The 12,951-nt window shown below is 39.8% G+C and carries 15 protein-coding genes; 5 read left to right on the forward strand and 10 right to left on the reverse strand.

The features are described from left to right. Positions 1-36: 36 nt before the first annotated feature. Positions 37-1,446 carry an FAD-binding oxidoreductase gene (locus tag ACH63V_RS01725; protein ID WP_396462558.1) on the reverse strand — a complete coding sequence of 470 codons (1,410 nt, stop codon included), beginning with the start codon at positions 1,444-1,446 and terminating at the stop codon, positions 37-39. A gap of 378 nt (positions 1,447-1,824) precedes the next feature. Here ACH63V_RS01725 and serA point away from each other — a divergent pair, with 378 nt between their 5' ends. From serA to ACH63V_RS01740, 3 genes are all read left to right on the forward strand, one after another. After that, positions 1,825-3,057 carry a phosphoglycerate dehydrogenase gene (serA, locus tag ACH63V_RS01730; RefSeq protein ID WP_004705258.1) on the forward strand — a complete coding sequence of 411 codons (1,233 nt, stop codon included), beginning with the start codon at positions 1,825-1,827 and terminating at the stop codon, positions 3,055-3,057. A gap of 98 nt (positions 3,058-3,155) precedes the next feature. Continuing rightward, on the forward strand, positions 3,156-4,040 hold the full coding sequence (locus ACH63V_RS01735) for an EamA family transporter (RefSeq protein WP_311086513.1): 885 nt from the start codon (positions 3,156-3,158) through the stop codon (positions 4,038-4,040). A 91-nt stretch (positions 4,041-4,131) separates the two neighbouring features. Continuing rightward, on the forward strand, positions 4,132-4,995 hold the full coding sequence (locus tag ACH63V_RS01740) for a DMT family transporter (RefSeq protein WP_263614705.1): 864 nt from the start codon (positions 4,132-4,134) through the stop codon (positions 4,993-4,995). A gap of 7 nt (positions 4,996-5,002) precedes the next feature. Here ACH63V_RS01740 and ACH63V_RS01745 read toward each other — a convergent pair whose 3' ends face one another. The 3 genes from ACH63V_RS01745 to truB form a co-directional block, all read right to left on the reverse strand. Next, on the reverse strand, positions 5,003-5,446 hold the full coding sequence (locus tag ACH63V_RS01745; protein WP_396462559.1) for a hemerythrin domain-containing protein: 444 nt from the start codon (positions 5,444-5,446) through the stop codon (positions 5,003-5,005). Between the two features lie 213 nt (positions 5,447-5,659). Then, complete coding sequence (locus ACH63V_RS01750) at positions 5,660-6,436, reverse strand: TSUP family transporter (RefSeq protein WP_263614707.1); 777 nt, start codon at positions 6,434-6,436, stop codon at positions 5,660-5,662. Positions 6,437-6,455: 19 nt separating this feature from the next. Then, positions 6,456-7,361, reverse strand: a complete 906-nt coding sequence (truB, locus tag ACH63V_RS01755) for a tRNA pseudouridine(55) synthase TruB (protein WP_396462560.1) — start codon at positions 7,359-7,361, stop codon at positions 6,456-6,458. A gap of 153 nt (positions 7,362-7,514) precedes the next feature. Between truB and ACH63V_RS01760 the strand changes: the two genes are divergently transcribed. Continuing rightward, entirely contained in the window at positions 7,515-8,549 is a 1,035-nt protein-coding gene (locus tag ACH63V_RS01760) for a lipase secretion chaperone (RefSeq protein WP_396462561.1), read from the forward strand. A 114-nt stretch (positions 8,550-8,663) separates the two neighbouring features. Continuing rightward, a complete protein-coding gene (locus ACH63V_RS01765) occupies positions 8,664-9,605 on the forward strand; it encodes a triacylglycerol lipase (protein ID WP_263614929.1) in 942 nt (313 codons plus the stop codon). 52 nt (positions 9,606-9,657) lie between these two features. On the opposite strand, the gene rplS is transcribed toward ACH63V_RS01765, so the two are convergent. From rplS to ACH63V_RS01795, 6 genes are all read right to left on the reverse strand, one after another. After that, positions 9,658-10,026 carry a 50S ribosomal protein L19 gene (gene rplS, locus ACH63V_RS01770; RefSeq protein WP_002051668.1) on the reverse strand — a complete coding sequence of 123 codons (369 nt, stop codon included), beginning with the start codon at positions 10,024-10,026 and terminating at the stop codon, positions 9,658-9,660. A gap of 236 nt (positions 10,027-10,262) precedes the next feature. Beyond that, complete coding sequence (trmD, locus tag ACH63V_RS01775) at positions 10,263-10,997, reverse strand: tRNA (guanosine(37)-N1)-methyltransferase TrmD (protein WP_311086517.1); 735 nt, start codon at positions 10,995-10,997, stop codon at positions 10,263-10,265. Positions 10,998-11,043: 46 nt separating this feature from the next. Then, positions 11,044-11,592, reverse strand: a complete 549-nt coding sequence (rimM, locus tag ACH63V_RS01780; RefSeq protein ID WP_396462562.1) for a ribosome maturation factor RimM — start codon at positions 11,590-11,592, stop codon at positions 11,044-11,046. A 20-nt stretch (positions 11,593-11,612) separates the two neighbouring features. Then, positions 11,613-11,864 carry a 30S ribosomal protein S16 gene (gene rpsP, locus ACH63V_RS01785; protein ID WP_000260334.1) on the reverse strand — a complete coding sequence of 84 codons (252 nt, stop codon included), beginning with the start codon at positions 11,862-11,864 and terminating at the stop codon, positions 11,613-11,615. A 147-nt stretch (positions 11,865-12,011) separates the two neighbouring features. Continuing rightward, entirely contained in the window at positions 12,012-12,476 is a 465-nt protein-coding gene (locus tag ACH63V_RS01790) for a type IV pilin protein (RefSeq protein WP_396462563.1), read from the reverse strand. Continuing rightward, positions 12,470-12,946 (reverse strand): type IV pilin protein, encoded by a 477-nt coding sequence (locus tag ACH63V_RS01795; protein ID WP_311069789.1) that lies wholly within the window; start codon positions 12,944-12,946, stop codon positions 12,470-12,472. The genes ACH63V_RS01790 and ACH63V_RS01795 overlap by 7 nt, the downstream gene beginning before the upstream one ends. Positions 12,947-12,951 lie beyond the last annotated feature (5 nt).

Below are 12,951 nucleotides of genomic sequence, written 5' to 3' on the forward strand. Positions count from 1 at the left end.
ACGCTTTTAACAGAGATTCTTTTATTCAATCAAGCATTAAAGATCAAATAATTTACCCGGATTCATAATGCCATTTGGGTCAAATACTTTTTTCAAAGCTTTCATATATTCAATTTCTTCAGGTGAACGTGAATATTCCAAATATGGCTTTTTAGTCATACCTACGCCATGCTCGGCAGAAATTGAACCATCGTATTTTTTCACGGTATCAAACACATATTTATTCACCACCTGACACTTCGCAAAAAACTCATCTTTGGTTAAGTTTTCAGGTTTTAAAATATTTAAGTGTAAGTTACCGTCACCGATATGACCGAACCAGCAAATTTCAAAGTCAGGATAGTTCTCTTGAACAATCGCATCAATCTCACGAATAAATGCAGGTACATGAGTAATTAATACTGAAATATCATTTTTATATGGAGTGAACGGCGCGATTGATTCAGAAATATCTTCGCGTAAACGCCATAAGCTTTCTACTTGGTCAAGGCTCTGGCTCATTACGCCATCAAGTACCCAACCCTGCTCCATACAATGCTCGAAAATTTCCATTGCTTTATCGAGAATCGGTTCATATGGAGCTTCAAACTCAAGTAATACATAGAACGGGCATTGAGTTTCAAATGGGCGTTGTACATGTCCATGATCTAAAACTTTTTGCATTGCAAGTTCACCAAAGAACTCAAATGCAGTTAAGTCGATGTCTTTTTGGAAGGCATGTAATACAGGCATTACTGCATCAAAATCAGGAACACCTAAAACTAAAACTTGTAAGTTTTGTGGTTGACGCTCAAGTTTAATTTCTGCTTCAGTCACTAAACCTAAAGTACCTTCACCACCAATAAACAAATGCTGTAGTGCATAACCAGTGGCATTTTTAACCATGCCTTTGTTTAAACGTAAAATATCACCCTTACCAGTAACAACGGTTAAACCAAGTACCCAGTTACGTGTCATGCCGTATTTAATGACTTTAATACCGCCAGCGTTGGTACCGATATTACCGCCTATTTGGCTAGAACCTGCTGATGCAAAGTCCACTGGGTAATACATACCTTGTTCTTCTGCATAATTCTGCAATTGTTCAGTCACAACACCAGCCTGAACACGTACCATACGGTCTGCTGGGAAGAACTCAAGAATCTGGTTCATTTTGTCCATGCTAATGACAATTTCACCATTGGTTGCTACCGCACCTGCAGAGAGACCAGTACGACCGCCAGAGGGTGTAATCGCAACATTAAACTGGTTCGCAAGCTTCACAACAGCTTGAACTTGTTCAGTGGTCGATGGGAAAACGATGACCAATGGGTTCGGATTAAAATGCTTGGTATGATCTTTACCCCAGTTTTCGAGACTATCAGCATCAGTTTTAATACGGTTTTCACCGACGATTGCTGTTAATTGGGTGAGTAACTCAGGTGTTAAAGCGACTGGAGCATTCATCGTTTGCAGACCTAGCAAGAAGTAAACTATGGTGGGACTATGACTTCATATTCTCAAGGTTTTCACCTGAGCAAAGCCATAATGTTCAAGGAACTCCTATATTCTACATGTATCCGCACAAGCGATAAAGTTCAGAATAGAGATACTGTCAATACAAAACATGTTTAACGCGAATAAATGCGTTTTTATAAGGCTTCCAGATAAAAACATGCTTTATTAATCTGCCAAGCATATTTTGAAACACTCGACAAGCCATAAACAGAAGTGATTAGACATAGCTAAAATTGCCATAAGGCGATGGTATAAACGAAATATCTATAGCACTGCCCAATATGTTATTATACCGCCACCAAATTTGGCCTTTGTAGCGGAGCCGTAATGAGCCAACATCTTTCACTACCTAAAGATAAAATCCGTTTCCTTTTGTTAGAAGGCGTTCACCAAAACGCAGTCGATACTTTAAACGCTGCGGGTTACACCAATATTGACTATCGTAAAACTGCTCTTGAAGGCGAAGCACTTAAAGAAGCAATTAAAGATGCTCACTTTATTGGTATTCGTTCGCGTACTCAATTGACTGAAGAAGTTTTCGAAGCTGCAAACAAATTGATCGCAGTAGGTTGTTTCTGTATCGGAACAAACCAAGTTGATCTTAAAGCAGCGATGGCACGTGGTATTCCTGTATTCAACGCACCGTATTCAAATACGCGTTCGGTTGCAGAGCTTGTACTTGCTGAAACAATTCTTCTTCTTCGCCGTGTTCCTGAAAAGTCGGCGGCTTGTCATCGTGGTGGTTGGGACAAATCTGCTGTGGGTTCTTTCGAAACTCGTGGCAAAACTTTAGGTATTGTGGGTTACGGTTCCATCGGTTCTCAACTTTCAGTTCTTGCTGAAAGCATGGGTATGCATGTTATTTATTATGATGCAGTCACTAAGTTACCAATGGGTAATGCTCGCCAAGTTGGTTCTTTAGATGAACTTTTAGCAACTGCAGATGTTGTAACGTTGCATGTACCAGATGTTCCGTCTACACGTAACTTCTTCACTAAAGAACAATTTGCGAAAATGAAAGAAGGCGCGATCTTCTTAAATGCTGCACGTGGTACATGTGTAGTGATTGAAGATTTAGCTGATGCAATCAAGTCTGGTCATATTGCTGGTGCAGCGGTTGACGTATTCCCGAAAGAACCAAAAGCAAATGGTGAAGAATTCCAATCTCCACTTCGCGGTTTAGACAACGTGATTTTAACGCCTCACGTTGGTGGTTCAACTATGGAAGCGCAAGCAAACATCGGTTTAGAAGTAGCAGAGAAATTCGTTGCTTACTCTGACAAGGGTATGACGCTTTCTGCGGTAAACTTCCCAGAAATCGCGTTACCATTAACTGCTGGTCAACACCGTTTATTACACATCCACAAAAACGTACCGGGTGTATTGTCTAAAATCAACAACTTGTTTGCTGAACAAGGCATCAACATTTCTGGTCAGTCACTCATGACTAAAGGTGACATCGGTTACCTTGTAATGGACGTTGACGCTTCTGCTTCTCACGAAGCTTTAGATATGTTGCATGAAGTTGAAGGTACAATTCGCGTGCGCGTATTGTTCTAATACGAACTGTAAATTTAAAAGCCACAGCAATGTCTGTGGCTTTTTTATGGGCATTTACATTATCATGTGAAAAGTATACCAATTGATCTAATAATAAAATGTCCACTTTAAGCCAGAAATCTCAACTACATGCTTTGGGTTTTCTTATTCTTGCCATGTTAAGCGTTCAAAGTAGCGCATCTTTAGCTAAAGTTTTGTTTGAGAGCTTTCCCGTTTTGACAGTGTCTGCAATGCGTTTATGTATTGGAGCATGTATTCTGGCTTTAATTTTTAAAATTTGGCGAATTAATTTTAATCAGGTTCGATGGAAAGCGATTTTGGCTTATGGCTTTGCTCTTGCAGGCATGAATGCCCTTTTCTATTTATCTCTTGAACGTTTGCCTATTGGTATTGCAGTCGCCTTTGAATTTATTGGTCCCTTAAGTGTGGCACTGTACCACGCACGCCAAAAATATGATTTTGTCTGGGTCACTTTTGCGATTCTTGGACTCATTTTATTATTTCCTTTTAATCAGGCTCATGGTCTGGACTGGGTTGGGGTTCTATTTGCAATGAGTGCGGGTGCATGTTGGGCGCTTTATATTATTGCCGGACAAAAACCCTCTGGTATTTCAGGCAATCATACTGTCTGTTTAGGTATGACAGTAGGTGCATGCATCTTATTACCTATTACCTTTTTTTCAAGCTCGATTGGTCAAGTGATAGAACTACCTTATCTATTTTATTTTATTGGCTTAGCCATTTTGGCCAGTGCACTTCCCTTTTCTTTAGAAATGTTAGCCCTACGCAGTTTAACCCCTCTAAGTTTTGGAACATTGATGAGCCTAGAACCCGCAGTTGCGGCACTTTCTGGTTTTATTTTCCTAGGGGAATATCTGTTATGGAACCAATGGTTGGCACTTGCAACTATTATTACTGCTTCTATCGGTTGTACCATAACCACCCAAAAAGCCCGCCAACAACGTGAAAAAACAGCTGGTTAACGCTATAAAATCTGCTGGTTGAAACGTAGTATTGGCTATAATTCACTACTATTATTTTTTTAAATATCAAATGAAGCGCTAAGGTATTTCCATGCAAAATCTTCCAATTATTGCTGTGCTGTATATGATTTTGTCGATGGTTTCATATCAAATCAGTGCTTCATTTGCCAAACAGCTTATCGCAGCTTTAGACCCACTTACCGTTACTATTTTAAGATTAAGTTTTGCGACTGTTATTGTTGCGGTCATGTTTCGTTCGTGGAAAATTTGGTCTCGATTACCCTATTTAAAATGGCGCGATTTATTAATGTATTGTGCATCTTTAGGGATAATGAATATTTTGTTTTATACGTCTCTTGGAAAATTACCTCAAGGGATTGCCGTAGGCTTAGAATTCATTGGTCCATTAGGCCTAGCTCTACTGTCTATCAAACAAAAGAGTGACTATATTTGGGTAGCACTTGCTATGTTAGGTATTGCCCTGATGGTACCTTGGCAAGATTCAGCACAGCACCACTTTTCCTATGTTGGGGCAGCCTGTGCACTAGGTGCAGGACTGTGTTGGGCCTTCTATATTTATTTTGGGCAAAAAGTTGTAACTCAAAATATAGGGATGCACGCCTTAACAATTGGGATCGGTGTATCTGCACTTGCCTTATTGCCAATTGGGATTTGGCATAATGCTCCTGCATTACTTGAAACACAGTATTGGGGTAAAGCCCTACTTATTGCTGTTTTAGCCACAGCTATACCATATGCCCTCGACTTAATGGCACTCAAACAACTCAATAAATTAACTTACGGTACTCTAACGAGTTTGGCACCAGCATTAGCAGCATTAACGGGTTTCTTATTACTTCACGAAGAAATCAGCTTGCTGCAATGGGTGGCTTTGGCTTGCGTAATGCTAGCCTCTATTGGGGTTACTTTAAGAAGTACTAAAAAAGCTGCATAGGTTTACTTTACTGCGGCTTTTTATACTTTTTATATTCCTTTAAATATTTATTACCCAGCGTTTCTTTTTCGCTGTCTTTAAGAATTTTTCCAGCTTGCTGGAAAAATTTATGTTCTTCTTCTTTTAAATGATGATGGACTTTCTCACTTAACTGTTTGGCGGTTGCTAACCAGCTCGGGCTACTCATATCGGTTTTTTCGAGCTGCTCCACCAACTCATCCATTTCATGATGTTCAGCTAAGGCATGGCGAGTGATATCCAAACCGACATCATCAAACATTAAAGGAATATATAAATAACGGTCTTCGGCAACTGAATGGGCATAAAGTTCATTTTTTAATGTATCAAATAATTCTTTTCGTTCTTCGGTTAAACCATGTGTTTGGATTAATTGTTCAGAAAGGTTTCGTTGATTTTCATGGCTTTCTCTTAATGCTTCGAAAATATTCATTGTCTTCCTCATTTTTTAGCTAAAAAATCTTTTTTATTTCAAGGTTTATGATACGTTGAAATTTATATTGTTTACGTAGCTTAAAATGAGACTATTTTTTACACAGTTTTCTTTCTAGTAAATTTCTGTAATGATTTTTATATTTCTAATTTTAGATGATAAATAAAAAGTATGAACTGTCCGCGAGAGTCAGCTCATACTTTTAAACTTAATTTAGCCCGTCACAAAAATTTGATAACCTAAACGGCAAATCAAAATACTGACTAGAATTAAAAAGATAATACGAACAAAACCACTACCGTATTTGAGCGCAGTACGCACGCCAACAATAGAACCTATGACGTTTGCAGCCGCCATCATTAAACCAATATGCAAAATAGCATGACCAGTCGGAATAAGAAAACTCAACGCCGCAAGGTTAGTCATGAAGTTACCGATTTTTGACAATGCTGAAGCATGTAAAAAGTCGACTTGTAAAAAACGGATAAAGAAAAAGATAAAGAAGCTACCCGTACCCGGTCCAAAAATACCGTCGTAGAAACCAATCGCCAAACTACCAATACCTGCTAAAACTAGCATTTTCGTAGTAATTTTTTGCTCAGTATGAACTTGTCCAAAGTTCTTTTTCACCAAGGTATAGATGGCAATTACGATCAGCATTACAAACACAAAAGGACGTAATACAGATTGAGGAATAAGCGATAAACAGGCTGCACCAGCAAATGAGCTAATCAAAGCACATATGGCAATGACAGCTAAAAGCTTCCACTGCAACTTCACTCTTTTTGCAAAAGTGTAAGCAGCCGATGCCGTACCAAAAATGGATGAGACCTTATTTGTACCAATCACCGTAGCAGTCTGCATGGTTGGAAAAGTGCTCATGATACCGGGAATCTGGATGAGTCCACCGCCACCAACAGCAGCATCAATTGCTCCCGCAGTAAACGCAAAAAAGATCAAACTTAGGATAACGTCCCATTCCATGCCCATGCTCTATACTCTACATCTACTACAAATTTAAGATACGCTTAGGTACCAACCGTTTTTTATCGGTAATCTCAGCTAAGCCTAAACAGCGCTCACCCGAAAAAACCAAAACTTCTGCTTCTGCAGAATGCTCAATATTGCTTTCTAAACCGTTGCAAAAATATTTTTCCCGTCCTTCGGGAACCTGTATTTTTAAGAAATGATCAATTGGCGCATACACTGGTAGTAACAAAGCTTCTCTTTGCTCTTCCGTTAAGCTTTCTAAATATTCAATGGTGTAACTTGGGATTAATTCAAAATGCCCAGTTTGAATACGATGAAGCATGGTTAAATGACCACCACAGCCAAGTGCTTCACCAATATCTTCACCTAACACACGAATATATGTTCCTTTAGAACAGGTTACATCCAGAGTGATACTATTTTCGGTAAACTCAATAAGCTCTAAAGCATAAATCGTAACTGGACGCGCTTCACGTTCAATCTCGATCCCTTTTCTGGCAAGCTCATATAACGGCTTACCCTCTTTTTTTAACGCCGAATACATCGGTGGAACTTGTTGAATATCACCTCTAAATTTTTCTAGAGTTTGCTCAATAAGCTCTTGGCTAAGAACAGGAACAGAACGTTCTTGTAAAATGTCGCCTTCTACATCACCAGTTGTTGTCGTTTGTCCCAATCGAACAGTCGTTTGATAACGCTTTGTTGAGTCCAGCAAATAATGTGAAAACTTGGTCGCCTCTCCCAAACAGATAGGAAGTAAACCGGTCGCTAATGGATCTAATGCGCCAGTATGACCCGCCTTTTGGGCACGATACAGCCAACGCACTTTTTGCAAAGCGGCGTTTGAACTAAGCCCTAATGGTTTATTTAAAAGAAATACACCACTGATATGGCGACGAGAAATTTTTTGATTTTTTGTCGTCATTTTTACTGGAACACAAAGCTAGAGAAAAGTGCCGACATGTTAGCAAATTCGACAAGATATTTTCACAATATTTAGGTGCCTTTTCACTTATTTTATGGCACATTAATGATCGAGTAAAAAAACAACAAATTAAAACTTAAGGAAGATATCTTTATGCAAAGGATGCAGAAAAAGATATGGTGGTGTGTGCTCGGATTTTTTATTTTGAGCCTCATTGCATGTGTATATTGGCTAAGCCCAGACTCAAAAAATACTTCACCTCAGCTCAATCAGGATGAGGCAAAAAGCTTAGCATCTACTCCTCAAACCACTTCAAACTCATCGTTAAGTGGAAATGCTTATTTAAGCCAAAGTCAGCAAGATACCCAAGTTAACTGCCAGTTAAAAATTGATAGTTCTCAACATTTAGTTGTAAATAGCCAAACTCGGGACTGCTTTGAATATTTTATTACGCAGTATGGGGAATCCAATTTACAACAGGTTAAAAATCATTTTGAGAAATTTATACAAGATCAGTATTTAGAACCAGCTCGCTCACAGATTATTGACTTGTGGACCCGTTATTTAAAATACCGCGAACAACTTGCACAAATTCAACCACCTCAATCTAAACAGCAAGATCAAAGTTATTTTCAAAAGATTTTTAATTCAATTCAAGATATCAGAAAACGTTTTTTCTCTACCCCTGAAATTGAAGGACTCTTTTCAACAGAAGATATCTATCAGAACTACACGTTAGATCGTATGAAAATTTTAGAAGATTCATCTTTAAGCGAAATTGAAAAAGCTAAAAAACTGAAAGAACGCTTTGAGCAACTACCACAAGATTGGCAACAAAACCTGCAAGAACTATCAAAACTTGATGATTTACATACCCTGACCAAACAAATTAAAGCACGCAATGGCTCAGCAGAGGAACTTCGGCAAATGCGTACAGCACTTGTTGGAGCCGAGGCAACGCAAAGATTAGAAACTTTAGATACACAGCGTAATGCTTGGCAACAGCGAGTTACAGGCTACTTAAATCAGCGTGATGAAGTCCTGCATAGCAATATGAGCGATAGTGCTAAAAATCAAGCAATTCAACAACTACGCCAACAACAATTTAACTCATCACAGGAACAACTTCGTCTTCAAACTTTTGAAAAAGTCCATGATCAAGGAGGTGAACTACCATTTAACTACTAGGCTTTTCTATTTTGAAGTTAGCCAAACCTTATCCAGCAGTAAAAGCTGCTGCTCATACAAAATAAAAATAGTGAGTAAAAAATGAAAAGGAACTTAATATTTTTCTGTGCTGCAATGCTCTCAGGACTGAGTGTTTCAGCAACCCATGCCACAAATGCAGAGCAAGTAAAAAGCTCATTTGTCTACTCGAATTATGCCCAAACCAAATACCCATTAGTTTTTAACCATGGTATGGCGGGTTTTAGCAGAGTTGGAACAGATACGCTTGGTCTTGATTATTGGTATCAGATTCTTCCTGACCTTGCTCGTAACGGAGGAAATGTCTGGGCAACAAGGGTTTCACCGTTTAACTCAACCGAAGTTCGCGGAGAACAACTTGCCCAACAAGTAGAAGAAATTATTGCCATTACTGGAAAGCCTAAAGTCAACTTGATCGGACATAGTCACGGGGGACCAACAGTTCGCTATGTCGCTGGTATTATGCCAGAGAAAGTTGCTTCACTTACTACTATCGGAGCACCTCACAAAGGATCTCCAATGGCAGATGTCATCCTGAACGTTGAGGGCACTCCTCTATCTGGACTAGCAACATTAGTAAACTGGTTTTCAGCAGCCATTACTTGGGCAGAAGGCCTAGACCCAACTAGTTATCCGCATGACTCTTTAGCTGGTGCTCATAGCCTATCAACTCAAGGCTCAGCACAGTTTAATGCCCAGTTTCCTATGGGTGTTCCTACCACTTCTTGTGGTGAAGGTGCTTATCAAGAGAAAGGCATTTATATGTATTCCTTCTCTGGCAATAAAGCACTAACCAACCCATTAGATCCTTTTGATATTGCATTAACAGGAAGCAGTCTGGTTGTCGACCCATTTGGGGATAATGATGGACTAGTTTCTAGATGTAGCGCTAAATTTGGTAAAACTATACGTGATGATTACAACTGGAATCATTTAGATGAAGTTAATCAAATTATGGGGATACGTTCTATTTTTGCAGCAGATCCTGTGTCGGTTTACCGCCAACATGCGAATCGTTTAAAACTTCAAGGACTATAATTTTTAAACAAAAAAATGCGCCAAAAGGCGCATTTTTTTACTCGGTATAAGCTTACGCTTTACGAGCTGGTAATTTTTCACGAATACGTGCAGCTTTACCAGACAAGTCACGGAGGTAGTAAAGTTTAGCACGACGAACGTCACCACGACGTTTCACTTCGATTTTAGCAACAACTGGTGAGTGAGTTTGGAATACACGCTCAACACCAACACCGCTAGAAATTTTACGTACTGTGAACGCAGAGTTCAAACCACGGTTTTTCTTAGCGATTACAACACCTTCAAATGCCTGAAGACGTTCACGGTCACCTTCTTTTACTTTAACTTGAACAACTACTGTATCACCAGGAGCAAATTCAGGAAGGTCAGTTTTTAACTGTGCATTTTCAACAGCTTGAACTAAAGGATGTTTACCACTCATTGTGGGAATCTCCATATGTGCGGAGTCAGAAGAGGTCTGATTTTCCGCTGGGGATAGAGGCTAAAGCGCATATCAACCCGTTTAACTTTCCCTTTACGACAATCGTAAAGAGCCTTAAGTACACATAAATCTATAAAGTAAAAATAGACTTATGCTTCTAACTCGAAGCATTGCTTCTCGTCTTGTTGTAGAACTTTCGTTCCAGAGAATAGTGATTAAGAATTACCATCATTCTCTTATGTATCTTTGAGCCATTTCTTCTGCTGCTTAGTCAACTCTACTTTTTCTACCAACTCTGGTCGGCGTTCTAAAGTTCGTTGATATCGCTGCAAAAAGCGCCATTTTTCAATGTTGGCATGATGCCCTGACTTTAAAATTTCAGGAACATCCAACCCTTCAAACTGGTCTGGCTTAGTATATTGCGGACAATCTAGAAGACCATCTACAAAAGAATCCTGTATCGCTGATTGCTCATCTGACATTACATTCGGCAAACGGCGAATAATACTATCAAGCAACACCATGGCAGGTAGTTCACCGCCAGATAAAACATAATCCCCAATTGACCATTCCTGATCAACATAATGCTGGATTAAACGTTCATCGACACCTTCATAACGCCCACACAATACAATTAAGCCGTCATAATCAACAAACTGCTGTACTGCCTGTTCATTTAAAGTCTTGCCTTGTGGAGACATATACACCACAGGTACATGAACACACCCTGCTTGCGAAGCAAGTTGTTTGGCATGGTTAATTGCTTTTGCCAACGGCTCAGCCATCATTACCATACCAGGACCACCACCAAATGGACGTTCATCCACTCTTCGGTAACTCCCTTCAGCAAAATCACGTGGATTAATACAAGTCACTTGCACAATGTCACGTTTTGCTGCGCGCCCGCTAATCCCGTAGGCTGTAATCGCTTCAAACATTTCAGGAAAAAGCGTAATGACTGCAAAAAACACCGCAGACTCCTCTATTTTCCTGCTGCGTTAATCCTCTAAAAAAGGATTAATAATCTACGCCCCAATTGACGTAAATGCGACCAGCTTCAAGATCAACGCGTTGTACCACATCTTTATGCCAAGGAATCATGCGTTCTTCTGAATCAATGCTGTCTGGTGTAGCGCGTACAACCATCACATCATTAGCTCCAGTTTCAAACAACTCATGAATTTGCCCTAATTTAACTTCCTGTTCATCATCATCAAGTCCTAACACTGTTAAGCCTTTTAAATCTGACCAGTAGTACTCATCTACATCTGCTTTTGGCAGTTGAGATTTAGCAATCCAGATATTAGCGCCAACCAAGCTTTCCGCACCAGTGCGATCACTCACACCTTTTAAAGCGACAACTAGGCCTTTGCCATGTGGTTTCCAACGTTTTACATCTATTGTTTGCCAACCGGCCTTGGTCTCAATGTACCAAGGCAGGTAGTCAAACATGTTGCTCATAGGTTCTGTATTGGAATACACCCAGAGCCACCCATTCAATCCATAAGCTGAACGTAACTGTCCAATCTGAATACGATCTTCGGGAACATTCTGTGTTGGTGTCATGGGCTACCTACTACAAGAAATTATGCAGTAGCTTTTTTAGCTTGAGCAGCTAAAGAAGCAACACGTTCAGAAGGTTGAGCACCTTGAGAAACCCAGTGAGCAAAACGGTCTGCATCTAAACGAAGTTTTTCTGCTTGACCTTGTGCAGTTGGGTTAAAGAAACCGATACGCTCGATGAAACGACCATCACGTGCATTGCGGCTATCAGTCACAACGATTTGATAGAATGGACGTTTTTTTGCGCCGCCACGTGCTAAACGAATAACAACCATGATAAAAGCCTTATAATTCTTACGGATTATCCCTGCGCCGACCATCGGCAACACTTCAAACCCCTTTCATAGAGGGCGACATTCTACGTGATTTTCACCCTGAAAGAAAGATTAAATTTTGAGTTATCCGCAGTTTTGAATTTAAATTTATTTGCCATCCCAATTCGAAGTTGCAGAAGGTACGCAAGCTGTACCACTGTTAATATCGGTTCCCTTTGTCCAACAACGCTCACCCCGATAATTTAAGACGATATGCCCATCTCCAGATTGTGGAGTATTTGCAATCGGTGTCGCAGTCAATATCCATGTTTCAGCATTTAAAGCCCCTGCCGTCACTGGAGTCAAATTTACTGTATAAAGAGCTGTGCCTTGTATAGGATAAGATGATCGGACACCTAAGGCTGAAGCGGTTGCTCCACTAACTCTTAAATTAGCTATTTTATAACGCTGAATCTGCATGGAAAGCTGTTGCAGCGTAGCTTGCATTTCCACACGCTTGGTACGGCGGATATATTCTTGGTAAGAAGGGTAAGCTATCGCTACTATAATCGCAATAATTGCTACAGCAATCATTAACTCAATTAAGGTAAAACCCTTTATTTTATTTACCACGTCTCAGCTCCAGTGCCACAAGTTATATAAGTAACATTGCTAGTGGCTTTATTTTTACAACGTAATCCGTTACTACCAAACAAATAAGTAAAATTATAAGGATCGGAAGCCTCTGCTCGAATCACCCAGTTTTGCCCTAAAGCCGTAGGATCTGTTAAAGGTTTCGTTGTATCGTCACCATCGCGTACCGTTATTTTATATTTAATAGCACTACCAGTCGCTCCCATAGGCAAATTTACAGGTGATGTAGCACCCATAGAAAAGCCTTTGTAATTAAAATTTCTAGCTTTTTGACGAGCAAGTTGTACTGCTATTTGTTGCATTTGCTGTTGTGCACGCGAAGCATCAGCACGCAAAACGTAGGCCTGATATGAAGGGATTGCTACTGCCGCAAAAATAGCAACAATCACGACCACAACCATTAGCTCAATAAGAGTGAAGCCCAAAGAATACGTGAACTTACGTTTCATCACCT

The sequence above is a fragment of the Acinetobacter sp. ABJ-A23_2 genome (genome assembly GCF_044538765.1).
GTDB lineage: Bacteria > Pseudomonadota > Gammaproteobacteria > Pseudomonadales > Moraxellaceae > Acinetobacter > Acinetobacter nosocomialis_A.

Excerpts from the sequence above, each read along its gene's own strand:
- serA (WP_004705258.1), top strand. The coding sequence starts at position 1,825 with ATGAGCCAACATCTTTCACTACCTAAAGATAAAATCCGTTTCCTTTTG.
- ACH63V_RS01725 (WP_396462558.1), bottom strand. The coding sequence starts at position 1,446 with ATGAATGCTCCAGTCGCTTTAACACCTGAGTTACTCACCCAATTAACA.
- ACH63V_RS01740 (WP_263614705.1), top strand. The coding sequence starts at position 4,132 with ATGCAAAATCTTCCAATTATTGCTGTGCTGTATATGATTTTGTCGATG.
- ACH63V_RS01750 (WP_263614707.1), bottom strand. The coding sequence starts at position 6,436 with ATGGGCATGGAATGGGACGTTATCCTAAGTTTGATCTTTTTTGCGTTT.
- rimM (WP_396462562.1), bottom strand. The coding sequence starts at position 11,592 with ATGACACCAACACAGAATGTTCCCGAAGATCGTATTCAGATTGGACAG.
- ACH63V_RS01760 (WP_396462561.1), top strand. The coding sequence starts at position 7,515 with ATGCAAAGGATGCAGAAAAAGATATGGTGGTGTGTGCTCGGATTTTTT.
- ACH63V_RS01795 (WP_311069789.1), bottom strand. The coding sequence starts at position 12,946 with ATGAAACGTAAGTTCACGTATTCTTTGGGCTTCACTCTTATTGAGCTA.
- rpsP (WP_000260334.1), bottom strand. The coding sequence starts at position 11,864 with ATGGTTGTTATTCGTTTAGCACGTGGCGGCGCAAAAAAACGTCCATTC.
- ACH63V_RS01765 (WP_263614929.1), top strand. The coding sequence starts at position 8,664 with ATGCTCTCAGGACTGAGTGTTTCAGCAACCCATGCCACAAATGCAGAG.
- truB (WP_396462560.1), bottom strand. The coding sequence starts at position 7,361 with ATGACGACAAAAAATCAAAAAATTTCTCGTCGCCATATCAGTGGTGTA.
- ACH63V_RS01735 (WP_311086513.1), top strand. The coding sequence starts at position 3,156 with ATGTCCACTTTAAGCCAGAAATCTCAACTACATGCTTTGGGTTTTCTT.
- ACH63V_RS01745 (WP_396462559.1), bottom strand. The coding sequence starts at position 5,446 with ATGAATATTTTCGAAGCATTAAGAGAAAGCCATGAAAATCAACGAAAC.
- rplS (WP_002051668.1), bottom strand. The coding sequence starts at position 10,026 with ATGAGTGGTAAACATCCTTTAGTTCAAGCTGTTGAAAATGCACAGTTA.